26 protein-coding genes, 2 tRNA genes and 1 other RNA gene are annotated in these 24431 nt (G+C 74.5%); 14 read left to right on the top strand and 15 right to left on the bottom strand.

The window, feature by feature from the left end; all coding sequences use genetic code 11:
* The gene (locus tag D4B81_RS10770; RefSeq protein ID WP_237565943.1) at nucleotides 1-2166 is read left to right on the top strand and encodes a molybdopterin oxidoreductase family protein; all 2166 of its coding nucleotides are present in this window, start codon (nucleotides 1-3) and stop codon (nucleotides 2164-2166) included.
* The gene (locus D4B81_RS10765; protein ID WP_237565942.1) at nucleotides 2163-3827 is read left to right on the top strand and encodes an FAD-dependent oxidoreductase; all 1665 of its coding nucleotides are present in this window, start codon (nucleotides 2163-2165) and stop codon (nucleotides 3825-3827) included. Before D4B81_RS10770 ends, D4B81_RS10765 begins: the two co-directional genes overlap by 4 nt.
* A 24-nt stretch (nucleotides 3828-3851) precedes the next feature.
* Here D4B81_RS10765 and def read toward each other — a convergent pair whose 3' ends face one another.
* The gene (def, locus tag D4B81_RS10760; protein WP_122262636.1) at nucleotides 3852-4421 is read right to left on the bottom strand and encodes a peptide deformylase; all 570 of its coding nucleotides are present in this window, start codon (nucleotides 4419-4421) and stop codon (nucleotides 3852-3854) included.
* A gap of 10 nt (nucleotides 4422-4431) precedes the next feature.
* Nucleotides 4432-4971 (bottom strand): CDP-alcohol phosphatidyltransferase family protein, encoded by a 540-nt coding sequence (locus D4B81_RS10755; protein ID WP_161965123.1) that lies wholly within the window; start codon nucleotides 4969-4971, stop codon nucleotides 4432-4434.
* Between the two features lie 68 nt (nucleotides 4972-5039).
* Between D4B81_RS10755 and D4B81_RS10750 the strand changes: the two genes are divergently transcribed.
* From D4B81_RS10750 to D4B81_RS10730, 4 genes are read left to right on the top strand one after another with little or no spacing between them, the layout of a single operon-like run.
* Nucleotides 5040-6008: a zinc-dependent alcohol dehydrogenase gene (locus tag D4B81_RS10750; protein WP_122262633.1), complete on the top strand. Its 969-nt coding sequence runs from the start codon at nucleotides 5040-5042 to the stop codon at nucleotides 6006-6008.
* Nucleotides 6009-6025: 17 nt separating this feature from the next.
* Nucleotides 6026-6409 (top strand): 6-pyruvoyl trahydropterin synthase family protein, encoded by a 384-nt coding sequence (locus D4B81_RS10745; RefSeq protein ID WP_122262631.1) that lies wholly within the window; start codon nucleotides 6026-6028, stop codon nucleotides 6407-6409.
* Nucleotides 6406-7548, top strand: coding sequence for a glycosyltransferase family 4 protein (locus D4B81_RS18130; RefSeq protein ID WP_161965122.1), 1143 nt, complete (start codon nucleotides 6406-6408; stop codon nucleotides 7546-7548). Before D4B81_RS10745 ends, D4B81_RS18130 begins: the two co-directional genes overlap by 4 nt.
* Nucleotides 7545-8372 (top strand): SAM-dependent methyltransferase, encoded by an 828-nt coding sequence (locus D4B81_RS10730; protein WP_122262629.1) that lies wholly within the window; start codon nucleotides 7545-7547, stop codon nucleotides 8370-8372. The genes D4B81_RS18130 and D4B81_RS10730 overlap by 4 nt, the downstream gene beginning before the upstream one ends.
* On the opposite strand, the gene ribA is transcribed toward D4B81_RS10730, so the two are convergent.
* The 5 genes from ribA to upp form a co-directional block, all read right to left on the bottom strand.
* Nucleotides 8316-9725, bottom strand: coding sequence for a GTP cyclohydrolase II (gene ribA / locus D4B81_RS10725; RefSeq protein ID WP_122262627.1), 1410 nt, complete (start codon nucleotides 9723-9725; stop codon nucleotides 8316-8318). The genes D4B81_RS10730 and ribA overlap by 57 nt on opposite strands.
* 25 nt (nucleotides 9726-9750) lie before the next feature.
* Nucleotides 9751-10587 (bottom strand): PH domain-containing protein, encoded by an 837-nt coding sequence (locus D4B81_RS10720; protein ID WP_122262625.1) that lies wholly within the window; start codon nucleotides 10585-10587, stop codon nucleotides 9751-9753.
* Nucleotides 10588-10598: 11 nt separating this feature from the next.
* On the bottom strand, nucleotides 10599-10766 hold the full coding sequence (locus D4B81_RS18525; RefSeq protein ID WP_170955480.1) for a hypothetical protein: 168 nt from the start codon (nucleotides 10764-10766) through the stop codon (nucleotides 10599-10601).
* Between the two features lie 93 nt (nucleotides 10767-10859).
* Complete coding sequence (locus D4B81_RS10715) at nucleotides 10860-12041, bottom strand: aminotransferase class I/II-fold pyridoxal phosphate-dependent enzyme (RefSeq protein WP_237565941.1); 1182 nt, start codon at nucleotides 12039-12041, stop codon at nucleotides 10860-10862.
* A gap of 10 nt (nucleotides 12042-12051) precedes the next feature.
* A complete protein-coding gene (upp, locus tag D4B81_RS10710; RefSeq protein ID WP_097188680.1) occupies nucleotides 12052-12690 on the bottom strand; it encodes a uracil phosphoribosyltransferase in 639 nt (212 codons plus the stop codon).
* 74 nt (nucleotides 12691-12764) lie between these two features.
* On the opposite strand from upp, the gene D4B81_RS10705 reads away from it, so the two are divergent.
* Nucleotides 12765-13220, top strand: a complete 456-nt coding sequence (locus D4B81_RS10705; protein WP_122262623.1) for a nucleoside deaminase — start codon at nucleotides 12765-12767, stop codon at nucleotides 13218-13220.
* A 268-nt stretch (nucleotides 13221-13488) separates the two neighbouring features.
* A tRNA-Ser gene (locus D4B81_RS10700) sits at nucleotides 13489-13575 on the top strand.
* Between the two features lie 307 nt (nucleotides 13576-13882).
* Here D4B81_RS10700 and D4B81_RS18520 read toward each other — a convergent pair.
* From D4B81_RS18520 to D4B81_RS10670, 6 genes are all read right to left on the bottom strand, one after another.
* The gene (locus D4B81_RS18520; RefSeq protein ID WP_202613660.1) at nucleotides 13883-14332 is read right to left on the bottom strand and encodes a DUF4190 domain-containing protein; all 450 of its coding nucleotides are present in this window, start codon (nucleotides 14330-14332) and stop codon (nucleotides 13883-13885) included.
* Between the two features lie 83 nt (nucleotides 14333-14415).
* Nucleotides 14416-15582, bottom strand: coding sequence for an RNA polymerase sigma factor (locus D4B81_RS10690; protein ID WP_122262621.1), 1167 nt, complete (start codon nucleotides 15580-15582; stop codon nucleotides 14416-14418).
* Between the two features lies 1 nt (nucleotide 15583).
* On the bottom strand, nucleotides 15584-15997 hold the full coding sequence (locus tag D4B81_RS10685; protein ID WP_122262752.1) for a YciI family protein: 414 nt from the start codon (nucleotides 15995-15997) through the stop codon (nucleotides 15584-15586).
* Between the two features lie 115 nt (nucleotides 15998-16112).
* Nucleotides 16113-16595, bottom strand: coding sequence for an SRPBCC family protein (locus D4B81_RS10680; RefSeq protein ID WP_122262619.1), 483 nt, complete (start codon nucleotides 16593-16595; stop codon nucleotides 16113-16115).
* 1 nt (nucleotide 16596) lies between these two features.
* Nucleotides 16597-17118 carry a LytR C-terminal domain-containing protein gene (locus D4B81_RS10675; protein ID WP_161965121.1) on the bottom strand — a complete coding sequence of 174 codons (522 nt, stop codon included), beginning with the start codon at nucleotides 17116-17118 and terminating at the stop codon, nucleotides 16597-16599.
* Between the two features lie 39 nt (nucleotides 17119-17157).
* Nucleotides 17158-17460 (bottom strand): type II toxin-antitoxin system VapB family antitoxin, encoded by a 303-nt coding sequence (locus D4B81_RS10670; RefSeq protein WP_097188955.1) that lies wholly within the window; start codon nucleotides 17458-17460, stop codon nucleotides 17158-17160.
* An 18-nt stretch (nucleotides 17461-17478) separates the two neighbouring features.
* Between D4B81_RS10670 and D4B81_RS10665 the strand changes: the two genes are divergently transcribed.
* On the top strand, nucleotides 17479-19077 hold the full coding sequence (locus tag D4B81_RS10665; protein WP_122262615.1) for a helicase HerA-like domain-containing protein: 1599 nt from the start codon (nucleotides 17479-17481) through the stop codon (nucleotides 19075-19077).
* Between the two features lie 58 nt (nucleotides 19078-19135).
* On the opposite strand, the gene D4B81_RS10660 is transcribed toward D4B81_RS10665, so the two are convergent.
* A tRNA-Ser gene (locus D4B81_RS10660) sits at nucleotides 19136-19223 on the bottom strand.
* Between the two features lie 144 nt (nucleotides 19224-19367).
* Between D4B81_RS10660 and D4B81_RS10655 the strand changes: the two genes are divergently transcribed.
* The 3 genes from D4B81_RS10655 to ffs all read left to right on the top strand — a co-directional run bounded on the left by D4B81_RS10655 (nucleotide 19368) and on the right by ffs (nucleotide 21621).
* Complete coding sequence (locus D4B81_RS10655) at nucleotides 19368-20801, top strand: selenium-binding protein SBP56-related protein (protein ID WP_122262613.1); 1434 nt, start codon at nucleotides 19368-19370, stop codon at nucleotides 20799-20801.
* A 2-nt stretch (nucleotides 20802-20803) separates the two neighbouring features.
* Nucleotides 20804-21484, top strand: coding sequence for a hypothetical protein (locus D4B81_RS10650; protein WP_237565940.1), 681 nt, complete (start codon nucleotides 20804-20806; stop codon nucleotides 21482-21484).
* Between the two features lie 40 nt (nucleotides 21485-21524).
* Nucleotides 21525-21621, top strand: an RNA gene (ffs, locus tag D4B81_RS10645) — signal recognition particle sRNA small type.
* 4 nt (nucleotides 21622-21625) lie between these two features.
* Here ffs and D4B81_RS10640 read toward each other — a convergent pair.
* Complete coding sequence (locus tag D4B81_RS10640; RefSeq protein ID WP_122262611.1) at nucleotides 21626-22675, bottom strand: zinc-dependent alcohol dehydrogenase family protein; 1050 nt, start codon at nucleotides 22673-22675, stop codon at nucleotides 21626-21628.
* Nucleotides 22676-22793: 118 nt separating this feature from the next.
* On the opposite strand from D4B81_RS10640, the gene D4B81_RS10635 reads away from it, so the two are divergent.
* Nucleotides 22794-24032: an arginine deiminase gene (locus D4B81_RS10635; RefSeq protein ID WP_122262609.1), complete on the top strand. Its 1239-nt coding sequence runs from the start codon at nucleotides 22794-22796 to the stop codon at nucleotides 24030-24032.
* Nucleotides 24033-24413, top strand: coding sequence for a sterol carrier family protein (locus D4B81_RS10630; RefSeq protein ID WP_122262607.1), 381 nt, complete (start codon nucleotides 24033-24035; stop codon nucleotides 24411-24413).
* Nucleotides 24414-24431 lie beyond the last annotated feature (18 nt).

Here is a 24431-nt window from a genome sequence, read left to right as displayed (position 1 = left end):
ATGACCATCACCTCCGCGACCATCACCTCCGCGACCGACACCCACTGCCCCTACTGCGCCCTGCAGTGCGGCATGCGTCTCACCCCTGCGGGGCGCACGGTCGAGGTGGCCCCGCGCGAGTTCCCCACCAACCGGGGCGGGCTGTGCCGCAAGGGGTGGACCGCCGCCGAGGTGCTCACCGTCGGCGACCGGGTCACCCGCCCGCTCGTCCGTGACGCCGACGGCGACCTGGTCGCGGCCACGTGGGAGCGCGCGCTGGCGGTGGTCGCCGACGGCCTGCGGGACGTGCGCCGGCGCCACGGCGCGGACGCGGTCGGTGTCTTCGGCGGCGGCGGACTGACCAACGAGAAGGCCTACCACCTGGGCAAGTTCGCCCGGGTCGCCCTCGGCACCTCCCGCATCGACTACAACGGCCGCTTCTGCATGTCGTCGGCAGCGGCGGCGGCCAACCGGGCGCTGGGTGTGGACCGGGGTCTCCCCTTCCCGGTCACCGACCTCGACGCCGCCTCGACGATCCTGCTCCTCGGTTCCAACCCCGCCGCCACGATGCCGCCGCTGCTCTCGCACCTGCAGGGGGCACGCGAGCGCGGTGGTCTCGTCGTGGTCGACCCCCGCCGGTCGCAGACGGCCGAGCTCACCGCCGAGGGCGGGGGCACGCACCTGGCCCCCGCGCCGGGCACCGACCTCGTCCTGCTCCTCGGGCTCACGCACGTGGTGCTGGCCGAGGGGCTGGCCGACGAGGCCTACCTGGGGGAGCGGACCGAGGGGCTGCGCGAGCTGCGGCTCAGCGTCAACGCGTGGTGGCCCGAGCGCGTCCAGCAGGTCACGGGGGTGCCGGTCGGCCGGATCCGCGACGTCGCCCGACGGCTGGCGGCCGGGAACGGCGTCTACGTCATCACCGGGCGCGGCGTCGAGCAGCACGTCGACGGCACGGACACCGCCACCGCGGCGATCAACCTGGCGCTCGTCCTCGGGCTGGTCGGCCGGCCCGGCTCCGGCTACGGCACCCTCACCGGGCAGGGCAACGGGCAGGGGGGTCGCGAGCACGGCCAGAAGTGCGACCAGCTGCCCGGCTACCGCTCGATCTCCGACCCGGCCGCCCGCAAGCACATGGCCGGCGTGTGGGGCGTCGCCGCCGACGAGCTGCCCGGCCCGGGACTGCCCGCCGTCGAGCTGCTGGCCTCGATGGGCAGACCCGGCGGCGTGCGGGCCCTGCTCGTCCACGGCTCCAACGTCGTCGTCAGCGCTCCCGACGCGGGCGCGGTCCGCGCGGGTCTGGGCGGGCTCGACCTGCTCGTCGTCTGCGACTTCGTCCTCTCCGAGACCGCCGAGCTGGCCGACGTCGTCCTCCCGGTGACCCAGTGGGCCGAGGAGGAGGGGACGACGACCTCGCTGGAGGGGCGGGTGCTGCGCCGCCGGGCCGCCGTGCCGCCACCCGGTGAGGCGCGCAGCGACCTGTGGGTGCTCGCCGAGCTGGCCCGCCTCCTCGACGCCCCGGGGGCGTGGCCCACGGAGCCCGCCCAGGTCTTCGACGAGCTCGCGCGCGCCAGCGCCGGCGGCCCCGCGGACTACTCCGGGCTCTCGCACCGCCTGCTCGACACCGGGGTGGCGGCCTACTGGCCCTGCCCGGCCCACGTCATACCCGAGCCTGGGAGCCGGGTGACGGTGGAGGGTGACGTCGTCGGGACCCCCCGGCTCTTCGCGGACCGCTTCCCGCGGCCGGGCGGGCGGGCCAGGCTGGTGCCGGTCACGCCCGTCGTGCGCGAGCCCCTGGGGCAGCGCGGGGGCCAGCTGACGATGATCACCGGACGGCTGCTCGAGCACTACCAGTCCGGGGCGCAGACCCGTCGGGTGCCCGAGCTGCTCGCCGCGCAGCCGCGGCTCACGGCCGAGCTGCACCCGGCGACCGCGTCCCGGCTGCGGCTGGTCGAGGGGGATGAGGTGTCGGTGCGCAGCCCCCGCGGCAGCGTGCGGGCCCGGCTCCGGCTCAGCCCCGGGATGCGCCTCGACACCGTGTTCCTGCCCTTCCACTACGCCGGGGCCGAGTGCACCAACCTGCTCACCGAGGCGGCGGTGGACCCCGTCTCGCGGATGCCCGAGTTCAAGCGCACCCTCGTCGTCGTCGGGCCTCCCGACGACGAGGCCGACCAGGAGGACCTCCCGTGAACCAGCCCGTCCGGCCCCCGGCGCCCGCCGCCGCCCGCCCCTCGCGCGTCGTCCTCGTCGGCTACGGCCCCGTGGGTGCCCGGTTCGTCGAGGGTCTCCTGCCGGCCGTCGCGGCCGGGTCGATGACCCTGACCGTCCTCGGGGCCGAGGCGGAGGACGCCTACAACCGCGTGCTGGTGGGGGAGTATGCCGTCGGCCGCACCGACCGGCAGCGGCTGGAGATCACCGACACGGCCGCCGCCCGCGCGGCGGGGGTGACGATCCGCACGGCCGAGGCGGCGGTCGCGGTGGACCGCTACCGGCAGAGGGTGCGCACGGGAGCGGGGGACCACGTCCCGTACGACCGGCTGGTGCTCGCCACCGGCTCACGCGCCAACGTGCCCCGGCTGGGCGGTCTCGAGGGGGTCGGCCGCGTCCCCTCGGCCCCGCCCGACGCGACGGGCGACCTCGACCGGGGTCGGGCCGTGCGCCCGCGTGGCGTGGTGACGCTGCGCGACCTGCGCGACGCCGAGACGGTGCGCGAGGTCGTGGGGACCCGCGGTCGGGTCGTGGTCCTGGGCGCCGGCGTCCTCGGGATGGAGATCGCGCTCGCCGTGCGCGACGTGGGCGCGGAGGTGAGCGTCGTCCACACCGGGGAGACCCCGATGGCGGGCACCCTGGACCGGGACGGCGGGCGCATGCTCGCCCGTGCTGCCCGACGGGCCGGGGTCGAGGTGCACGCGCACGCCGTGGCCGAGTCGGTGAGCCTGCGGCAGACCGGCTCGGGGGCGCAGTTCCGGGGGCTGGTGTGCGCCGACGGCACGTTCGTCGGCGGAGACCTGCTCCTCCTCTCCTGCGGGGTGCGGCCGCGCACCGAGCTGGCTGAGGCGGCAGGGCTGGACACGGAGTTCGGCATCCTGGTCGAGCCGGACCTGCGCTGCTGGGGCGACCCTGACGTGTTCGCCGTCGGTGACTGCGCCCAGGTCGCGGCCCCGGGTGACCGGGGTCCCGACGGGCGGGTCGGGGGTGCCCCCTCCGGGCTGCTCGCACCCGGGTGGCGGCAGGCCGAGGCGCTCGCGTCCCGGCTCGTCGCCGAGGCCGAGGGGCGGTCGCCGGTCGACCGCGGGCCCGCCCCCCGCCGCCCGCACGTCGTCATGGTCAAGGCCAGCGGAGTCGACGTCGTCGCCGGCGGCACCGTCGACGTCGACCCGTGGGACGAGGCGGTCGACGGTGCCCGCGAGGTGTCCCAGTGGCTGGACCCGGCCCGCGGTCGCTACGTCAGGACGGTCGCCCGGGACGGCGTGCTCGACGGTTTCGTCGCCGTGGGGGCTCCCCGGGCCGGTGCCGAGCTGACGCTCCTCCTCGAGCGGGGTGCCGAGCTGCCCGAGGACCCGGGCGTCGTGCTGCGTCTCGACTCCGCGCACGAGGCGACGGTCAGCTCCGGGCCGGACGACCCGGCGGCCACCGTGTGCTGGTGCAACGGGGTCCCCGCGGGGACCGTGACCGAGGCTGCTGCCGCCGGTGCGGTGACCGTCGAGGACGTCGGCCGCGCGACCCGCGCCGGCACCGGGTGCGGTGGCTGCCGGGGACGGATCGCCGAGCTGCTGTCGTGCGCGGCCGGCGCGCAGGCCGGCACCACCCACGGGCACGACCACCCGGACCCGGTCCTGGCCCCCGCGTGAGGGACGCCCGGGGCCCAGGGCGGCTCAGACCTTGTCGGCGGTGGTGGTCGACGGGTCCCACTTCAGGACGCCGTCCGCCGCCCAGCCACGGTCCTTGACCGCCTCGCGGGCCTCGGCCTTGACCGGGCCGGTGAGGCGGTCGACGTAGAGGTAGCCGTCGAGGTGGTCGGTCTCGTGCTGGAGGCAGCGGGCGAGCAGACCCTCGCCCTCGATGACGATCTCGTTGCCGTCGAGGTCGGTGCCGGTCACGCGGGCCCGAGGGTGGCGGGCGAGGGGGAACCACTCCCCGGGCACCGACAGGCAACCCTCCCCGTGCTCCTCCTCCTCGAGCGGCGGCGGGGTGCCGAGCCGCTCGAGCACCGGGTTGACGACCACGCCGCGGACGTTCGGCCCGTCCGGCACCGGGCAGTCGTAGACGAAGACCCGCAGCCGCGACCCCACCTGGTTGGCGGCCAGACCGACGCCGTCCGCCGCCTCCATCGTGTCGTACATGTCCGCGACGAGCGTGCGGAGCTCGTCGGTGACCTCCTTGACCTTCTTGGTCGGGGAGTGGAGAGCCTTGTGGCCGATGACGGTGATGGGACGGACTGCCATGGCGCAGATTCTAGGTGCGCTCCAACCACAGGCCGTCCACGAGGAACGACCACGCCACCCAGGCCACGGCGACCACCACCGCGACCTGCACCGCCGCCTCGGGCCAGAACGGCGCCGCGCCGAGGACGAGCGTCCCGGTCAGCGTGCCGCCCGCGACCTTGCGCCACGCCCGGTGCGGCAGCGTCCGCCGCCACGCGGGCCGCCATGCCTGGACCAGGAGGAAGACCGGGTACAGCAGCCCGCCGACCAGGGCCCACGGCGCGACCCCCGCCACGGCCACGGAGGCCACGAGCACCAGGGCACCGTCGACGCCCGAGTCGAGCACCGCACCCCGGTCGGTCACGGTGCCGGTGCGGCGAGCGACATACCCGTCGACGCCGTCCAGCGCCCAGGCGAGGACCCCCACCCCGACCACCACCCAGGTGCGGGTCGGGTCGCCCGCGAGCAGCGAGCGCGCCACGAGCACCGCCAGCGCCACCACGAGCACGCCGCGGCCCAGCGTGACGCGGTCGCCCGGGGGCAGTGCGGGGCGTCGAAGGGCAGGGTCCACGGTCGTCACCCTAGGAGTACGGACCGCACAGGCCTGCGGATGTCGGTCCCAGGCGCCAGAATGGCGCGATGGAGGCCCGCGCGTACTGGACCGAGGCTCCCGGCCGTGGCGTCCTGCGCGCCGAGCGCCTGGAGCCGCCCGGCCCCGGTGAGGCCCTCGTGCGGGCCACCCTCTCGGCCGTGAGCCGCGGCACCGAGCTGCTCGTCCACCGGGGCGGCGTCCCGCCGTCCGTCGCCGCGCGGATGCGGGCCCCGTTCCAGGTCGGCGACCTGCCGGGGCCGGTCAAGTACGGCTACCTCTCCGTCGGTGTCGTGGAGGCGGGGGAGGCGGAGTGGGTGGGTCGGCGCGTCTTCTGCCTGCACCCCCACCAGGACCGGTATGTCGTGCCCGTCACCGCGCTCACGGAGCTGCCCGACGACGTGCCCGACCGGCGCGGCGTCCTCCTCGGCACGCTCGAGACGGCCGTGAATGCCCTGTGGGACGCCCGTCCCCTCTACGGCGACCGGGTGAGCGTCGTCGGCGGCGGCATGGTCGGGCTGTGCGTCACCGCCCTGCTCGGCCGGATGCCCCTGGAGCGGCTCGAGCTCGTCGACCCCGACCCAGCCCGGCGGGCGCTCGCCGCCGGCCTCGGCGCCCACGGGGTGTCCCCCGAGGAGGCGTCGGAGGACCGCGACCTCGTGCTGCACGCGTCGGCGAGCGCCGCCGGCCTGCGGCGCGCCATCGAGCTGCTCGGCGACGAGGGCGAGGTCGTCGAGCTCTCCTGGTACGGCGACGAGGCCGTCACCCTCGACCTGGGGGGCGCCTTCCACGCCCGGAGGCTGTCCGTGCGGGCCAGCCAGGTGAGCACGCTCAGCCCGCACCGCGCCGCGCGACGGGACGCCGCGGGCCGTCGGGCGCTCGCCGTCCGGGCCGCCGCGGACCCCGCGCTCGACGCGCTGCTCGCCGGCCCCACACGCTTCGAGGACCTGCCCGGGCTCATGACCCGGCTGGCCGACGGCGCGCCCGGTGCCTGCCACCTCGTCACCTACGCCCCCTGACCCCGGAGGAGGACATCGTGTTCACGCTCACCGTCCGCGACCACATGATGGTCGCCCACTCGCTGCCCGACCCGTTCTTCGGCCCCGCCCAGGCCCTGCACGGCGCGACCTACGTCGTGGAGGCCGGCTTCGAGCGCGCCGAGCTGGACGAGCACGGGGTGGTGCTGGACATCGGCGCGGCCGGCACGGCCCTGGCCGAGGTGCTCGGGCAGCTGACCTACCGCAACCTCGACGAGGTCGGGGCGTTCGACGGTCGGCTCACGACCACCGAGTTCCTCGCCCGGTGGGTCGCCGAGCGCCTCGCCGAGCGCTTCGAGCGGGAGGACCTGGCCGCGATCACCGTCGTCCTGCGCGAGCACCCCGACGCCTGGGCCTCCTACCGCCTGCGGCTGCGCTGGTGAGGCTGCTCCTCGTCGTGCCCGACCGGCCCTCCGAGGCACCCAGCGGCGGGGACCGGTATGACGTCGCCCTCGCCTCCGCGCTGCGCGGGCGCGGGGTCGACGTCCGCGTCGTCCGGGTGCCCGGCCGGTGGCCGTGGCCGACGCCGGGGGAGCGGCGCGGTCTCGCGGCCGTCCTCGCCGGGGGCCGGGAGCCGGTGCTCGTCGACGGGCTGGTGGCGGCGGCCGCGCCGGGGGAGACGGCTGCCTGCGCGGCGGCGCGGCCCACCGGGGTGCTGCTGCACTCGCGGCTGTCCTCGGGGGCGGGGGCCTCGGGGGCGGAGGCGGCCGAGCTGGACCGCCGGGAGGCGGCGGCGCTGCACGCCGTCGGGCTGGTCGTCGTGCCGAGCCGGTTCGCCGGGCGTGAGCTGGCCGAGGCCTACGGGGTGACCGAGGTGGTCGTGGCGCAACCCGGGACGGACCCGGCCCCGGTGGCCACCGGGTCCGCGGGCCAGGGGCCGCCGCAGCTGCTGACCCTGGGTGCCGTGACACCCGTGAAGAACCACGCGGTCCTCCTCGACGCGCTGGCGCTGGTGCGCGACCTTCCCTGGACCGCCGTCTGCGCCGGTCCGGTGCCCGACCCGGCGCACCTGGCCGAGCTGCGCCGACGGACCGCCACCGCCGGCCTGGCCGACCGGGTGAGCTGGCCGGGACCGCTCTCCGGAGCGGACCTGGCCCGCCTCTGGGAGGGCACCGACCTGCTGGTCCACCCCTCCCGCAGCGAGACCTACGGGCTCGTCGTCGCCGAGGCGCACGCGCGCGGCATACCCACCGTCGTCGGGCGCGGGACCGGCGCGGAGGAGACATTGTCCGGACCCGCCATCCCGGCGGGCCTCCCGGCCGTATCACCTGACATGGACGCCGAGACCCCCGAGGCGAGCCGGTCGGCCTACCCCTCCGCCGAGCTGCCCGGGGACGCGGTCGCCACCGACCGGCCGGAGGTGCTGGCCGAGACCCTGCGAGGGTGGCTGACCGACCCCGCGCTGCGCCGGCGCTGGAGGGACACAGCGCTGGCGCGGCGTGGGGGGCTCCAGGGGTGGGACCGCACCGCCGACACGGTGGCGGACGCCCTGGAGCGGCTCGCGTCCCCGGCCCGGGCGTGACGGAGGTCGGGCGGCCCGGGGCCGCACCCGGGCGGGCCGCACCCGACTGGCTCGCGCTCCGCGGTCCGGCCGACACCGCGGCCCGTGACGAGGGGGCGGGGCACCTCCTCACGGGGCTCGTCGACCACCTGGACGGTCGCGGGGTCAGCACGCTCGAGGTCGTCGACGTCGGAGCGGGACGAGGGGCGAACGAGCGCTACCTACGACCGCGCCTGCCGTTCCGGCAGCGGTGGGTCGTGGTCGACCACGACGCCGAGCACCTGCGGGACCCGGTCCACCGGGACGCGGTCCGGGTGGCCGCCCGGGTCCGTGACCTGCCGACCCGGCTCGCCGGTCTGCCCGCAGCAGCCGAGGCGCGGCTCGTGACCTGTGCCGCGCTGCTCGACGTCCTCCACGAGGAGGACCTCGTGGCCCTGGCACGGTGCGTCCGGGAGGCGGGCGGCCTCGCGCTCCTGGCGCTCTCCGTCGACGGCCCGGTGGTGTGGGACCCGCCCGAGGAGGAGGACGCGGTCGTCCGCGCCGCCTTCGACGGGCACCAGCGCAGGTCGGGACGGCCTGGCCCCGAGGCGCCACGGATCCTCACCGGGCTGCTGCGCGGGACCGGGCTGGAGGTGCGTCCCGCACCGACCCCGTGGCGGCTCGGCCCGGAGGACGACGCACTGCTGGCCCGGTGGCTCGACGAGCGGGTCGCGGCGGTGCTCGAGCACGACCCGGGGCTGCGGCCGGTGGTGGACGGCTGGCACGCCCGCCGGGTGGCGCAGGCGGCCTCAGGCCGGTTGCGCGTGGTCGTCTCCCACGTCGACCTGCTCGTCCTGCCGCGCTGAGGGCGCCGGCCGGAGCACGAGCTCGGTGACGACGTCCTCCCCGGCGAGCCAGCGTCGTGCGGTCGGTCGCAGCGCGTCGGCCATCCGGTCCTGACCACCCACCCGGATGCCCGGGACCCCGTCGCCCACGAGCACCGGCGCCGTCGTCAGGTAGAGCCGGTCGACGACGCCCGCGGTGACGAACGCGGAGACCAGCCGGCCGCCGCCCTCGACGAGGACGCGGTGCAGGCCGTGGTCGGCGAGCAGGCTGAGGACGAGCGCCGGCTCCATCACCCCCTCCGCCGGCCACGTCACCACCCGCACGTGCGGCGCGGGGGGCGGCACCGGGTGCACGCCGGGACCGACCACCCAGGTCGTCGGCGCGGTCCCGTCGGTGAGCAGCGCCGCGTCGGGGGGAAGGGTGCGGCGGGGATCGAGCACGACGCGGACGGGATGGGGTCCGGGGACGTCCCGGACGGTCAGCCGGCAGTCGTCGGCCCGCGCCGTCGCGGCGCCGACGACCACCGCGTCCACGAGCGCCCGCAGCCGGTGCAGGTGCTCGCGGTCCTGGGGGCCGGTGACGAAGCGGGCGTCGCCGGTGCGGCTCGCGATGAACCCGTCCAGGCTCTGGCCCAGCTGGGCCAGGACCAGCGGACCCCGGTGCCGCACGAGATCGCCGTACCGCAGGGACAGCTGGCCCCTGCCGGGCACCTCGCCCGCGAGGAGCGCGGGCCACTCGTCCTCGACGAGCGGATGGTCGTGCCCCATCCGCGCCCGCTTCGTCGCGAGGTAGCGGGCGTTCTCGGGGCGGGTGCGCACGGCGATGCCCTCGCGCCCGACGACGGTGATGCCGAGGTCGCGGAGGGCGCGCTCCTTGGCCGGGTTGGCCGAGAGCAGCCGGACCCGGTGCAGGCCGAGGTCGTGCAGGATCGCCGCGGCGGCGTCGTACCCGCGCGCGTCCGCGGGGTGGCCCAGCGCCAGGTTGGCGTCGACGGTGTCGAGCCCGGTGTCCTGCAGCGCGTAGGCGCGCAGCTTCTCCACCAGACCGATGCCGCGCCCCTCGTGGCCGCGCAGGTAGACCAGCGTCCCGTGCCCCGACGCCGCGATGGTGCGGAGCGCGTGCTGCAGCTGCTCCCCGCAGTCGCACCGGTAGGAGCCCAGGGCGTCGCCGGTGAGGCACTCCGAGTGCAGCCGGACCAGGGGGGTGGCGCCGGGGCGATGGTCGTCGGTGACGCCGACGCTCAGCGCCACGTGCTCGGTGCCCGCCGTGTCCCGGTAAGCCGTCAGGCGGAAGATGCCGTGCCGGGTGGGCAGCGTCGTGTCCGCGCAGCGCTCCACCCCGGTGCGACCGTGGGGCTGGGGCAGCGTCGACATGCCTGCGAGTATCCCGCCTGGCGGGTCAGCGGTGGGGCGTCGGGTCCGGGTCGACGGCGACGGTGCGGCTGCGGGTGGCCGCCCGGGCCCGGCGCGCCTCGTTCTCCACCCACTCCCAGTCCGGGGGGAGCTCGGAGCGCTCCACCGGCTCCCAGCGCCGCTGGTCCTGCCGCGCTCGGCGCAGCGGGTGGACCCGCACGACGTCCGGGTCGAACCGGTCGGTGAACCCGGGCCGCTCGTCCGCGACCTGGGAGGTCTCGAACGGGTCGTGCGAGCGGACGCGGTCGTCGAAGGCCTCCTCCACCGCCAGCTGCCGCCGGTCGTCGCCCCGGCGGTCGTCGCCCCGGTGGTCGTCGCGGAAGAGGATGGCGCAGATGCGGCGGTACTTCTCGTCGGGGTCGGGCAGGAAGTCGATCTCGCGCATCGCCTGGTCCTGCCCCGCCGACTCCAGGACGAACCGGCCGTAGCCGAGCAGCCGGCCCATGATCGACCGGCCGTAGTTCATGTCGGTGACCTTGTTGAGCGGCATCATCGCCACCCGCTGCGTGAAGAGTCCGTAGACCAGCAGCATCCGGCGGTCGGTGGCCACGAACCAGTCGTTCTTCCACTGCATCAGCCGCCACACGGCCCGTCCGAGCACGACGAACCACCCGACCCAGAGCACCGTGCCGAGGCCGGCGGCGCGGGCGTCGAGGTGGGCGCTCACGGCCGCGACCGCAAGGAGGGCGACCAGCAGCGTGGCGAACGGCTCGACGAGCCGGGCCCAGTGCTGCCGGGTCGCCACCACCGGCGTCTCGTCCTCGAGGAGGTAGCGGTCGAGGATGCGGCGGCTGATCCGCAGACTGGGAGCCGGCTCGGGCACGGGAGGACCCGTCAGGAGATCAGCTGGTTGAAGAACCGGCCGATGTTGAGGACGCCCTGGCTGAGGATGTCCCAGACGGCCCGCACGATGTCCGCGGCGCGGTCGGGGTTGGTGATGACCGCGTAGATCAGGAACCCCCACACCAACCAGTGCAGGACCTTCTTGACCGTGGGTGGCATGGGATCCTCCGGGGTGGCGGGCACAGGTCTGTGGCCAGTGTGACAGATGGGACGAGGTATGCCGAGCCTCGCCCGGGCGTGTCCGGGAGGGGCTCATCCCCTCCCGCGCAGGAGCGGGCTGGCCGCCATCCGGTCGAGCGCCTCGGCGACCTCGGCGGTCGACCCGGCGAAGGAGAGACGGACCTTGGTGTGCCCCTGCGCCGTGTCGAAGTCGACGCCCGGGGTGATCGCCACGCCGCAGTCGTCCAGCAGGTCGCGGCACCAGGTCACCGAGTCGTCGGTCAGGTGCCCGACGTCGCACCAGGCGTAGAACGCGCCGTCCGGCGGGGCGTAGTCGCGCAGCCCGACCTCGGGGAGGCGACGGATGAGGAGGTCGCGCGTGGCGGCATACCGGTCGCGGTGCCCGTCCAGCTCGACCCGTGCCTGCTCGGTGAACGCGCCGAGCGCGGCGTGCTGGGAGATGGCCGGCGCGCAGATGTTGAGGTTGCCGGTGAGGACCTCGAGCGGTCGGCGCAGCGCCGCGGGGGCGAGCAGCCAGCCGAGGCGCCAGCCGGTCATCGAGAAGTACTTGCTCACCGACCCGACGACGACCGCCTCGCGGGAGGTCTCCCACGCCGACGCGGTGGGACGGCCGTAGGACAGGCCGTGGTAGATCTCGTCGCTGATCAGCAGCGTCCCGTGCTCCTCGCACCACTCGGTCAGCCCGGCAAGGACAGGGCTGTCGATGATCGTGCCGGTCGGGTTGGCGGGCGAGGCGACGATCAGCCCGGCGGGCGGCTCCGGCAGCGCGTCGAGCATGGCCACCGTGGGCTGGTAGCGGGTGGCCGCGCCGCAGTCCAGCTCCAGCACGCGGCAGCCGAGCGCCTGCAGTGTGTTGCGGTAGGCGGGGTAGCCGGGGCGGGTCATCACCACCGTGTCCCCGACGTCGAACGCCGCCAGGAAGAGGGCGGTGAACGCCCCGGACGAGCCGGGGAAGACGACCACGTCCTCGGGCGACACGTCGACGCCCGCGCTCCGGCGGTGGTGGCGGGCGATCGCCTCGCGCAGCGGGAGGATGCCCGTCGACTCGGTGTAGCCGAGCACCTCGGCGTCGACCACCTCCACCGCGCGCGACCGGGCGGCGGCCGGTGCGGGCGTCGAGGGTTGGCCGGCGCACAGCATGAGGACGTCGCCGTGCGTGCGCTGCCGCTGCGCCGCCGCCTTGAGCACCTCCATCACGTGGAACGGCTCGACCCCCGACCGGCGAGAGGGGCTCATGGAGGTGCGCGGCGGCATACCCGGCACGTCAGACCACGCCGTAGAGCCGGTCGCCCGCGTCCCCCAGACCCGGGACGATGTAGCCCTTGTCGTTGAGCCGCTCGTCGATGGCGCCGGTGACGATGGTGACCGGCGGTGCGATGTCGGACAGCTCGGCCTGCAGCCGCTCGACGCCCTCCGGCGCGGCGAGCAGGGTGATCGCGGTGATGTCGTCCGCGCCCAGCTCGACGAGGAAGCGGATCGCCGCGGCCAGGGTGCCACCGGTGGCCAGCATCGGGTCGAGGACGTAGCACTGCCGCCGCTGCAGGTCCTCCGGCAGCCGGTTGGCGTAGGTGTGCGCCTCGAGCGTCTCCTCGTTGCGGACCATCCCGAGGAAGCCGACCTCGGCCGTCGGGAGCATCCGCATCATGCCGTCGAGCATGCCCAGGCCGGCGCGCAGGATCGGCACGACGAGCGGCTTGGGGCTGGCGAGGTGGATGCCGGTCGTGGGGGCCACGGGTGTCTCGATGTCGAACGGCGCGACGCGCACGTCGCGGGTCGCCTCGTAGGCGAGGAGCGTGACCAGCTCGTCGGTGAGCCGGCGGAAGGTCGGCGTGTCGGTGCGCCGGTCCCGCAGGTAGGTCAGCTTGTGGGCGATCAGCGGGTGGTCGGCAACGTGGACGCGCATGGGACAGACTCTAGGTCGTGAGCCAACCGCGCGACAGGCGCCCCGGCTGGGGCCAGGAGGGGTATGCCGCGTGGATGGGTCTGGCGCTGGACGAGGCCCGGGCGGTGGGGGCCTCCGGCGACGTGCCGGTCGGGGCTGTGGTCGTCAGGGCTGACGGCGAGGTGGTCGGGCGGGGGCGCAACGTGCGGGAGGCGACGGCCGACCCGACCGGGCACGCGGAGGTCGTGGCGCTGCGCGACGCCGGGGCGAGGCTGGGGGAGTGGCGGCTGACCGGCTGCACCCTGGTGGTGACCCTGGAGCCGTGCGCCATGTGCGCGGGCGCGGCGGTGCTCGCGCGCGTCGACCGGGTGGTGCTCGGGGCGTGGGACGCGAAGGCGGGTGCGTGCGGCTCCGTCTGGGACCTGCCGCGGGACCGGCGGGCGCTGCACCGGCCGGAGGTCGTCGGCGGCGTCCGGGAGGAGGAGTGCGCCCAGCTGCTGCTGGACTTCTTCGGGCGGCGGCGCGAGGGCGGGCGCGAGCCACCCGGGTGAGTGGGTGGTGCACGCGCATCCGGCGGCGGGCGGGCAGCGCGCACCCAGGTGAGTGGGTCGTGCCCGTGGGCGGGCAGTGCGCACCCAGGTGAGTGGGTCGTGCACGCGCATCCGGCGGCGGGCGGGCAGCGCGCACCCAGGTGAGTGGGTGGTGCACGCACATCCGGCGGCGGGCGGGCAGCGTGCACCCAGGTGAGTGGGTGGAGCACGCTCTGCGCCCGCTCGCCGGATTTCGGGGGGTCCCGCACGGTCGGGTAACCTGTCCGGCGGTGGCGTGTCCGAGCGGCCTAAGGAGCACGCCTCGAAAGCGTGTGAGGGCGCAAGTCCTCCGTGGGTTCAAATCCCACCGCCACCGCCCTGTGATGTCTCAGGACATCGGAGACAGCCGGACCTGCACTGTGTGGGTCCGGCTGTCTTGGTTGTGTCGTCCGGGACCGTCGTAGGTGCGTGCGGGGTCGAGGGTGAGCTCGCGCAGGAGCTCGCGGCTCGGCGCGCCGTTCGCCGTGCACGTGGTGCGGGCCTGCACCTGCGGTCCACGACGAAGTCCGGTATGCCGACCACGTCCGGCCGGGTGCGCACCTGCTCGCACGAGAGATGGCGTAGCGGTGCATCGCGGAGCGGGGATCCGGTGTCCGTCGGCCAGGTGCTCCCTCGGCGCGGGCTCAGACCACCGGCGCGGCCGACATCGTCACGATCGCGAAGAAGAAGACGACGAAGGTCAGCGTCCCCAGGACCAGCAGCACGGTGCCGATGATCCCCATCACCATGCCGGCGACGAGGGAGGAGCGGTTGCTCACCGGCTGCGGCGAGGCGTCCGCCTCCCTGAGCGCGCTCCGGCCCATCACCCACGCGACCGGTCCGAGGAGGGGCAGGAGGACGAGGCTGAGGATGCCCAGCACCAGGACCGTGGTGCCCCGGGGATGGTTGTTCAGCGCCGGGGTCCCCCAGGCGGCCTGCGGCGCGGCGCCGTAGTCGTACCCGTAGGCCTGCGACGGGGCGCCGTAGCCCGGGGCCTGCGGGGTGGAGGAGCTGGACGGCGTGGCGTAGGGGTCCGTCGGTTCACCGGCGGTCCGGTGCTCGCCCGGCAGGGGCGGCGGCTCGAAACGGTGCATACCTCCAGGGTATGCCGTACCGGCTCCGCGCGACAGGGGGTGCGGCAGGCCTGTGGACGAACGTCCGTCGACCCTCGCTGACCTCAGGATCCTGCCCCGAGCGCGGCGGCGCGGCGGGTGAGGTGGTCGCGCTCGGGGGCGCTCGTGGCGCGGCGCGCGGCCAGGATGAAGAGCTCGCGCGCCCGCTGCCGTTCCCCCGCCCGCTCCCGCAGGTGCGCCTCCACGGCGGCATGCCGGTGGACGTCCTCGGGCACGTCGGCGAGCGCCCGCAGCCCTGCCTGCGGGCCGTCGGCCTCGCCGACGGCGACGGCGCGGTTGAGCCTGGCCACGGGCGTGTCGGAGAGGGCGACCAGCTCGTCGTACCAGGTGACGACCTGCGGCCAGTCCGTCTCCCGGGCGCTCGGGGCGTCGGCGTGCAGCGCCGCTATCGCGGCCTCCGCCTGGTAGGGCCCCAGGCGGTCGAGCGCGAGCGCCCCCTGGAGGACCCCGACCCCCTCTGCGATCAGGGCCGTGTCCCACCGCGCGCGGTCCTGGGAGTCCAGGGGCACGAGGGTCCCGTCCGGGTCGAAGCGGGACGCTCGACGGGCGTGGTGCAGAAGCATCAGGGACAGCAGCCCCTGCGCCTCCGGATCCTCCGTGGTCCGCACGAGCTGACGGCACAGCCGGATCGCCTCGGTGGACAGGTCGGCCGTCCCCGAGTGGCCCTCGTTGAAGATGAGGTAGAGGACGTGGAGGACGCCGCCCAGGTCGCCGGACCGGGTCAGCCGCTCCCCGGCGATCGTGCGCCTCGCCCGGCTGATCCGCTGCGCCATCGTCGTGACCGGGACCATGTAGGCGCGCGCGATCTGGTCGGTGGTGAGCCCGCCCACGGCCCGCAGGGTCAGCGCCACCGCCGAGGGCCGGCTCAGCGACGGGTGGCAGCACATGAGCAGAAGGAGCAGCGTGTCGTCGGACTGCTCCGTGGGCCCGGGGTCCGGCGCGGCGGCGACGCGGACCTCCCGCCGGCGGCGGGCGGCGTCCGTGCGCACGGCGTCGAGGTGCTTGCGCCAGGCCACCGTGACGAGCCAGCCGCGCGGGTCCGCGGGCTGCGCCCCGTCCTCGGCCCAGCGGCGGACGGCCTCCAGCAGCGCCTCCTGGACGGCGTCCTCCGCCGCCGCGAACGGGGCGCCGCGGCGGAGGAGGACGCCGAGGACCTGCGGGGCGAGCTCCTTGAGCAGCTCCTCCGCGGTGGGCCCGGACGCTGCCGCCACGTCAGTCCGTCACCGTGGGCGGCTCGGTGAGGAAGGGCCGCACCTCGATCCACTCGTTGATCGCGCGACCGCCCGGCCCCGGCGCGGAGGAGAGGAAGGCCGCCGCCTCGTGGGCCCGCTCCTCGCTCTCGACGTCGATCACCATCCAGCCGGCGACCAGGTCCTTCGTCTCGGCGAACGGGCCGTCGGTCACCGGCCGCCCCGCCTCCCCGCCGGCCCGGACGAACGTCCCCTCTGGCGACAGCGCCTGGGCGTCGACGAACTCGCCTCGCTCGCGAAGGTCGTCGGCGACCTGGTTCATGAACGCGATGTGGTCCGAGACCTCCTGCGCGGTCCACTCGCCCATCGGCACGGAGCCCTCGGGGGTCGGCTGCGGACCTCCGCGGTAGTGCTTGAGCAGCAGGTACCTGGCCATGTCGGTCTCCTTCGGTGTCGTGGTGACCCTCGTGGCCACCATCACCCCGGAGACGGAGCGGGCGCAAGGTTCTCGACATCCGCGCCCGTGCATCCACGCGCGGGAGAACCTCCGGTCAGCCGCGGTGCAGGGCCTCCGCGGCGGCCGCGATGTCGTCGAGCTCGGTCCGCAGCGACTTCTCGGTGAGCTTGAGGCCGAGCGGTCCCACGACCCGCAGGGCCAGGCGCTGCAGACGGTTGGGGTCGGCGACGTCGGCGGAGAACCGCACCGAGAGCAGGGTCGCCCCCGCCTCCTCGAGCGGCTCCAGCAGCAGCGTGGTGCGGTAGCGCGTGCCGCCGTCGACCGCCTCGGTGGTCGTGCTGCGCAGCGGGTCGTTCTCGACGACGGTCATCTCCTGCGTGTCGGAGGCACCCATCATCCTGCGCGTCTCGCGCCAGCGGGTGCCCAGGGCGTAGGGACCGTCGGTGATGACGTGCAGGTGGGTGACCTGCGAGAGCCGCTCCTGGGCGCGGTCGAGGTCGGTGAGCACCTCCCACACCGCCGCCGGCGGTGCCTGGATGCGGCGGGAGAGCTCGACGCGGTGCTGCGGCTGGTCCATGTCAGCCTTCCTCGGTCTGGGCGGAGTCGTCCGGCGCGGGCAGGTCCTGCCACTGGTCACCGAGCACCAGGTCGACGGTGTCGGACTCGCTGGTCACGGGCACCAGCTCGACCCCGTCGGGCAGGGCGTCCGCCAGCACCTGCGCCGCCGCCGCACCCTCCGCGCCGTGGCGGATGATCGCGACGCCGGGGACGTCGGCGCCCTCCGGGTCGTTGGCCACTCCGTCGACGAGGAAGCCCCGCGCCCGCAGCGCGTCACCGGCCCTGCTGGCCAGCCCGGCGGTGTCGGTGGCGTTGAAGACGTTGACCGACACGTCGGAGGCCTGGAGCGGCGGCGGTGCGACGGTCGCGCTGGCGACCTCCTCGTCCCCGCCGCCCCCGCTCCCGGGCAGGCTGATCCAGCCCTGCACCGAGGCCAGGGCCAGCGCGAAGATCAGCAGCAGCCCGACGAGCAGGCTGGCGATGACCAGGGCGGCGCGACGACGCGCCCGGCGGGCGGCGGTCGACATCCCGGCAGTGCGCACGTATCCCACGTCGGTCGGTCTCCTTTCGGGGGGTCGAGGCTAGCGACCGGCGCCGGCGTCCAGGTCCAGGACACGCCCGTGCACGACCGGACGCCCCTGCAGGGCCGCGCGCAGCGCACGGTGCAGGCCGTCCTCGAGGTAGAGCTGATCATCCCACTTCACCACGTGGCAGAAGATGTCGCCGTAGAAGGTGGAGTCCGGGGAGAGCAGCACGTGCAGGTCGAGCTCGGCGCGCGTGGTCACCAGCTCGTCGAGCCGGATCATCCGCGGGGGGAGGTGGGACCAGTCCTCGAGGTCGTGGGCGGGATAGGGCTTGCCGTCGCCCACGCCCTTGAAGATCATGCGCCGCAGTCTATTGTCATGCTCGTGAGCGAGCAGACCGGGAGCACCCAGATCGACCTCGTCCGCGAGGGGTACACCTTCACCGAGCCCAGCATCGTCCTCGGCGGTGCCGTGGACGGCGAGGAGGTGGTCGCCGACGCCGTCGTCCGGCTGCCCCTGGGGTCGATGAACCGGCACGGCCTCGTCGCCGGCGCCACCGGCACGGGCAAGACGGTCACCCTGCAGGTGCTGGCCGAGCAGCTCTCCGACGCGGGGGTCCCCGTCTTCCTCGCCGACATCAAGGGCGACCTCACGGGTATGGCGACGCCGTCACCCGGCGGGGGGAAGGTCGACGAGCGGATGGGCGCGCTCGCGCAGGAGTGGACCGGCACGGCATACCCGCTCGAGCTGCTGAACCTGGGCGGCCACGGCGTCGGGTCCCCGGTGCGCGCCACGATCACCGACTTCGGTCCCACGCTCCTCTCGAAGGTGCTGCGGCTCAACAAGACCCAGGAGTCCAGCCTGGCGCTGGTCTTCCACTGGGCCGACCGTCAGGGGCTGGCGCTGCTCGACCTCAAGGATCTCCAGTCGGTCATCCAGCACCTGATCTCCGACGAGGGCAAGGACGACCTGAAGAGCCTCGGGGGTCTGGCCACGTCGACCGCGGGTGTCATCCTGCGCGAGCTCGTCGCCCTCTCGGCGGGGGGTGGTGACGACTTCTTCGGCGAGCCCGCGTTCGACACCGCCGACCTCCTGCGGACGACCTCGGACGGGAAGGGGGTCATCACCTGCCTGGAGCTGCCGGGCGTGCAGGACAAGCCGGTCCTCTTCTCGACCTTCCTCATGTGGCTGCTCGCCGACCTGTTCCAGGACCTCCCGGAGGTCGGCAACCCGGACAAGCCCAAGCTGGTCTTCTTCTTCGACGAGGCGCACCTGCTCTTCGACGACGCCTCCGACGCCTTCCTGGACTCTGTCGAGCAGGCCGTGCGACTCATCCGGTCCAAGGGCGTGGGCGTCTTCTTCGTGACGCAGACACCCAAGGACGTGCCGGACGGCGTGCTGGCCCAGCTCGGCAACCGGGTGCAGCACGCGCTGCGTGCGCACACGCCCAACGACGCGAAGGCGCTCAAGGCGACGGTGTCGACCTTCCCGACGAGCGAGTACGACCTCGCCGAGGTGCTGACCTCGCTGCGCACAGGCGAGGCCGTGGTGACCGTGCTGTCGGAGAAGGGGGCGCCCACGCCCGTCGCCCGCACCATGCTGCGCGCGCCGCAGGGTCAGATCGGGCCGTCCGGCCAGCCGGTGCTCGACGGTCTCGTCTCCGCCTCGCCGCTGCGGGCGAAGTATGCCGAGGCCCTGGACCGCGAGTCCGCCTACGAGCTGCTGACCGCGAAGCTGCAGGCGGTCGAGGCGGAGCGCACCGAGGCGCAGGAGCGGGAGCGGATCGAGGCGGAGGAGAAGGCCAGGGTCGAGGCGGAACTGCCGCGCGGGCGGGGCCGGGCGCGTGCCGAGGACAAGGGTGTGGTCGAGCAGGTCGTCGGGTCCAGCGCCTTCCGGTCCATGCTCCGCTCGGCCGGCACGGTCATCGGCCGGGAGATCACCCGGTCGGTCCTCGGGACCGGACGTCGGCGCCGCTGACGCCCCCGAGCAGGATCACGACGAAGCCCCCGGCCGCGTGGACGGGGGCTTCGTGGTGTGGCGGAGGATGGGGGATTTGAACCCCCGAGGGTTTTATCCCAACACGATTTCCAATCGTGCGCACTAGGCCACTATGCGAATCCTCCGCCGGAGACGATACCTGAGGGGGCGTGCTGTCTGGAAATCGCTGGACCGGGGGGAGGGGGGTGCGCCGGCGGGGCGGGCGGTGGCACGATAAGAGTTGCTTTGGAGGACCATAAGCAACCCCGCACGGCACAGAGGAGCGCGACGTGGCGACGACGACCTGGAGACCCGACCCCACCTTCTACCCCTCACCCACGCTGGCCGCGGAGGCGCCCCAGGAGCGGTACGCCTACGTCGCGACGTTCTGGCGCGGGGAGGGGGAGCCGCAGAAGGACGCGCTCGCCGTGGTCTCGGCGGACCCGGCGGCCGAGGACTTCGGCCAGGTGGTGGGGTGGACCGAGATGCCCAACGTCGGCGACGAGCTGCACCACCACGGGTGGAACGCCTGCTCCTCGGCCCTGTGCCCGGGCAGCCCCCACCCGCACGTCGAGCGGCGCTACCTGCTGCTGATGGGGCTGCGCAGCTCCCGCATCCACTTCGTCGACGTCAAGGACGACCCCCGCAACCCGACGGTCGCCAAGGTCATCGAGCCCGAGGAGTACAAGGCCCGCAGCGGCTACTCCCGCCCGCACACCGCCCACTGCGGCCCCGAGGGCATCTACGTCACCAACCTCGGCTCGGCAGAGGGCGACGAGGGCCCCGGCGGGATCGCCCTGCTCGACCACGACACCTTCGAGGTCAAGGGGACCTGGGAGAAGGACCGCGGCGACCAGTACCTCGCGTACGACTTCTGGTGGCACCTCAACCACGACCGGATGATCACCAGCGAGTGGGGCACCCCCCGACAGGTGGAGGACGGTCTGCTGCCCGAGGACCTGCTGGCCGGGAGGTACGGCAACAAGCTGCACGTCTTCGACCTCGTGCGTCGGACCCACCTGCAGACCCTCGAGCTCGGTCCGCAGTACCAGATGGCCCTGGAGCTGCGCCCCGCCCACGACCCCGCGAAGCAGTACGGCTTCGTGGGCGTCGTCATCAGCATCGAGGACCTCTCCGGCTCGATCTGGTGCTGGCAGCGCGACGGCGACGACGGCGACTTCACCATCACCAAGGTCTTCGACATCCCCGCCGAGCCGGTGGGCGACGAGGACGTCGAGAGGCTGCCGGAGATGCTGCGTCCGTTCAGGGCCGTCCCTCCCCTGATCACCGACATCGACCTCTCGGTGGACGACCGCTTCCTCTACGTCTCCTGCTTCGGCACCGGTCAGGCGATCCAGCTGGACGTCACCGACCCGCTCCACCCGAAGCAGGTCGGTGAGATCCGGCTCGGCGGGATCATCACCCGCGCCGCGCACCCCGCCGCCCCTGACGTCGCGCTCGCGGGGGCGCCGCAGATGGTCGAGATCAGCCGGGACGGCCGCCGCGTCTACTGGACCAACTCCCTCTACGGCGCCTGGGACGACCAGTTCTACCCCGACGGCGTCGGCGCCTGGATGGCGAAGGCCGACATCGACCCGGACACCGGGCGGATGACGCTCGACGAGCGCTTCTTCCCGCACGGCGAGGACTTCCGCGGCAACCGGGTGCACCAGACGCACCTCGAGGGTGGCGACGCCTCGAGCGACAGCTACTGCTTCAGCTGAGCGTGCTCCTCGCGCACACCGGTCACGGCGCGGGCGGAGGCGGCGGGCTCGACACCGCCGCGCTGCTCGCCGCGGTCGGGCTGGGGCTGTTCCACGGCGTCAACCCGGCGATGGGCTGGCTCTTCGCGCTGTCCTTCGGGCTCCAGGAGAGGAGCCGGCGCGCCCTGCTGCGCTCCCTCGCCTGGATCGTGCTCGGCCACGAGGCCTCGGTGCTGCCCTCCGCGCTGGTCATCACGCTGTTCGCCAGCCAGGTGTCGCGGGGCGTGGCCATGGCCGTCGTCGCCTCGACCCTCCTCGTCTTCGGGGTGGTCCTCCTGCTGCGGACCCGCCACTTCCGCTGGGTGGGGATGCGCCTCAAACCGTGGCAGCTCGCCTGGTGGTCCTTCCTCATGTCCACCGCCACCGGGGCGGGCCTGATGCTCGCACCGGTGCTGCTGCATACCACCAGCTCCCACGAGCACGCCGTCTCCGGCGCGCTCGCCGGTGACCTGGGCGCCGCCGTCGTCGTCTCCCTCGTCCACGCGGCGGGTATGGCGTCCGCCGCCGGGGCGGTGGCGCTCGTCGTCTACCAGGTGGTGGGTCTGCGGATCCTGCGGACCCACTGGGTGAACCTGGACCGGGTGTGGGCGCTGGCGTTCCTGGTGGCCGGTCTCGGGGTGGCGCTGGCCTGGTGGCGCGGCTGAGCGGCTTGGAGGTCGCGGGGCGCTCGGCCTAGGATGGTCCCCGGACCCCTCGTGCGGTGGTACCTCACTGAACTCCCCCAGGGCAGGAATGCAGCAAGGGCAGGTGAGCTCTTCCAGGTGCGCGAGGGGTTCTTCGTGCCCTCAGGGCCGCAGCATCACCTTGATGGCCCGGCGCTCGTCCATCGCGGCGTAGGCCTCCGCCACCTCCGCGAGCGGCATCGTCACGTCGAAGACGCGGCCGGGGTCGATCTCGCCGGCGAGCACGTCGTCGCGCAGCTGCTCGAGGTAGTGGCGCACCGGCGCCACCCCGCCGGCCAGCCGGACGTTGTGGCGGAAGATCGTCCCGATCGGCACCTCCACGTCGTGCGGCACGCCGACGAACCCGACGGTCCCGCCCGGCCGCACCGAGGCGAAGGCCTGGTCCATCGAGCCGCCCGTGCCCACGCACTCCAGCACCCGGTCCGCGCCGACGCCGTCGGTCATCTCCTTCACCCGCTCCGCGCCCTCGTCGCCGCGCTCGGCCACGACGTCGGTGGCGCCGAACTCCCGTGCCACCGCCTGCCGCGACGCGTGGCGCGACATCGCGACGACGCGACCGGCACCGAGGCGCACCGCCGACAGCACCGCTGACAGACCGACCGCCCCGTCACCCACGACCACGACGGTCTCGCCCTCCTGCACGCCGGCGGACACCGCGCAGTGCCACCCGGTCGCCATCACGTCCGAGAGCGCCAGCATCGAGGCGAGCTGGTCCTCCCCCGGCACCTCCGGCGTGGCGACGAGGGTGCCGTCGGCGTACGGCACGCGGACGACCTCGCCCTGGCAGGCCGGCGTCCACTCGCCGTCGCCGTCCCGGCCGCCCCAGCCCTGGCCGCCCTTGGCGCAGGAGGTCTGCACGCCATACCGGCAGTGCGCGCACTCCCCGCAGGAGTAGCGGAAGGGGGCGATCACGAACTGCCCGGGCCGCACCGTGCGCACCTCGGCGCCGACCTCCTCGACGATGCCGACGAACTCGTGCCCGATCCGCGTGGGCTTGTCGATCTCGTTGATCCCGCGGTAGGGCCACAGGTCGGACCCGCAGACGCAGCTGGCGGTGACGCGGACGATCGCGTCGGTCGGCCGGAGGAGCACCGGGTCGGCGACGTCCTCGAGGCGGACGTCGAAGGGGGCGTGGAGGATGGTCGCGCGCATGCGGCCATCCTGTCAGCGCAGGGCACGGCGGGCCTACCCGGAGTCGTGCGACGATGGGGCACGCTCGGCCGGGCGCCGGACCGGCGGGTCGCCCGACACCCCCCGAAAGGACCCCCGTATGCCGTTCAACGTCGGCTCCGAGGTGGGCCGCCTGCGCCAGGTCATCGTGCACCGGCCCGGCCTGGAGATGCACCGGCTGACGCCGGACAACAAGGAGATGTACCTCTTCGACGAGATCCTGTGGGTCGAGAAGGCGCAGCAGGAGCACGACCACTTCGTCCAGGTGATGCGGGACCGCGGCGTCGTCGTCCACCACTTCGACCAGCTGCTGCGCGAGACCCTGGCCGTCCCCGAGGCCCGCCGTCAGATCCTCGACAACTCCCTCGACGAGCGGCACGTCGGGCCGCTCGGCGCCGAGGAGCTGCGGGCGATGTTCGAGACGATGGACGACGCGGAGCTGGCGCGGCACCTCATCGGCGGCATCACCAAGACCGAGGTGCTCGACCGCATCGAGCACCCCCAGTCGCTGACGATCGAGCAGCTCGACCCGCACGACTCCGTGCTGGCACCGCTGCCCAACCACCTGTTCACGCGCGACACCTCCGCCTGGGTCTACGGCGGCGTCGCCGTCAACGCGATGCACAAGAAGGCACGCCGTCGCGAGACCGTGCACTACGCGGCGATCTACCGCCACCACCCGCTCTTCGCCGGCGCCGGGATGAACTGGTGGACGCAGGGCGTCGACGACGGCCCAGCGACCGCGGAGGGCGGCGACATCCTCGTCCTCGGCGGCGGGGTCGTGCTCGTGGGCCTCTCCGAGCGCACGACCGCCATGGGGGTCGAGCGCCTCGCCCGCGCGATGCTCGCCTCCGGGGAGGTGTCGACCGTCGTGGCGCTGGACATGCCGAAGGCGCGCGCGGTCATGCACCTGGACACGGTGATGACGATGATCGACCGGGAGACGTTCACCCGCTACCTCGGCCTGCCGGACCTGCCGTCGTGGACGATGACCGCCGGGGACGAGCGGGACGGGCGGCTCGAGGTCGTCATCGAGCGGCACGCCCCAGAGGACATGATGAAGGTCATCGGGCACGCGCTGGGCGTCCCGCGGCTGCGCGTCCTGGCCGCCGACCAGGACCCCCGCGCCGCGGCCCGGGAGCAGTGGGACGACGGCTGCAACGTCCTCGCCCTCGAGCCGGGTGTGGTGGTCGGCTACGAGCGCAACACGGTGACCAACGACTACCTGCGCTCCCAGGGGGTCGACGTGCTCGAGATCTCGGGGTCCGAGCTCGGCCGGGGCCGCGGTGGCCCCCGCTGCATGTCCTGCCCCGTCGAGCGCGACCCGCTGGAGGGCTGAGTGCCGCCGCGCCGTCGGGTCGACGTCGCCGCCGGTGAGGAGGCGCTGGGGGTATGGCGTGCGGCCGGCCCGGGCGAGGACGTCCCCCGGGCGACGGTCGCCACCGCGGTCCGCTACTCCCTGGAGGAGCTCGCGACGCTGGCGCCGGGGCGGTCGGTCGAGGTCCGGGTGCCGCCCTACGGCGCGGTGCAGTGCATCGAGGGTCCGCGGCACACCCGCGGCACCCCGACCAACGTCGTGGAGACCGACGCCCGCACGTGGCTGGCACTGGTCACCGGGTCGCTCGCCTGGGCCGAGGCGGAGGCGAGCGGCGCCGTCCGCAGCTCCGGCATCCGCGCCGACCTCGCGGCACACCTGCCCCTGGGGTCAGTCTGCGGCTGAGCGGCCGACCGCGGGATT

This window comes from Ornithinimicrobium cerasi, assembly GCF_003702705.1.
Taxonomy (GTDB): Bacteria; Actinomycetota; Actinomycetes; order Actinomycetales; family Dermatophilaceae; genus Ornithinicoccus; species Ornithinicoccus cerasi.
The sequence above is the reverse complement of the archived record's forward strand: the minus strand, read 5'-3'. Positions and strand labels throughout refer to the sequence as shown.

Coding starts and splice junctions, on each gene's coding strand:
- D4B81_RS10770 (WP_237565943.1), top strand. CDS start 1: ATGACCATCACCTCCGCGACCATCACCTCCGCGACCGACACCCACTGC.
- def (WP_122262636.1), bottom strand. CDS start 4,421: ATGGCAGTCCGTCCCATCACCGTCATCGGCCACAAGGCTCTCCACTCC.
- D4B81_RS10750 (WP_122262633.1), top strand. CDS start 5,040: ATGGAGGCCCGCGCGTACTGGACCGAGGCTCCCGGCCGTGGCGTCCTG.
- ribA (WP_122262627.1), bottom strand. CDS start 9,725: ATGTCGACGCTGCCCCAGCCCCACGGTCGCACCGGGGTGGAGCGCTGC.
- D4B81_RS18525 (WP_170955480.1), bottom strand. CDS start 10,766: ATGCCACCCACGGTCAAGAAGGTCCTGCACTGGTTGGTGTGGGGGTTC.
- D4B81_RS10715 (WP_237565941.1), bottom strand. CDS start 12,041: ATGCCGCCGCGCACCTCCATGAGCCCCTCTCGCCGGTCGGGGGTCGAG.
- upp (WP_097188680.1), bottom strand. CDS start 12,690: ATGCGCGTCCACGTTGCCGACCACCCGCTGATCGCCCACAAGCTGACC.
- D4B81_RS10705 (WP_122262623.1), top strand. CDS start 12,765: ATGGGTCTGGCGCTGGACGAGGCCCGGGCGGTGGGGGCCTCCGGCGAC.
- D4B81_RS18520 (WP_202613660.1), bottom strand. CDS start 14,332: ATGCACCGTTTCGAGCCGCCGCCCCTGCCGGGCGAGCACCGGACCGCC.
- D4B81_RS10685 (WP_122262752.1), bottom strand. CDS start 15,997: ATGGCCAGGTACCTGCTGCTCAAGCACTACCGCGGAGGTCCGCAGCCG.
- D4B81_RS10680 (WP_122262619.1), bottom strand. CDS start 16,595: ATGGACCAGCCGCAGCACCGCGTCGAGCTCTCCCGCCGCATCCAGGCA.
- D4B81_RS10670 (WP_097188955.1), bottom strand. CDS start 17,460: ATGATCTTCAAGGGCGTGGGCGACGGCAAGCCCTATCCCGCCCACGAC.
- D4B81_RS10665 (WP_122262615.1), top strand. CDS start 17,479: ATGCTCGTGAGCGAGCAGACCGGGAGCACCCAGATCGACCTCGTCCGC.
- D4B81_RS10640 (WP_122262611.1), bottom strand. CDS start 22,675: ATGCGCGCGACCATCCTCCACGCCCCCTTCGACGTCCGCCTCGAGGAC.
- D4B81_RS10635 (WP_122262609.1), top strand. CDS start 22,794: ATGCCGTTCAACGTCGGCTCCGAGGTGGGCCGCCTGCGCCAGGTCATC.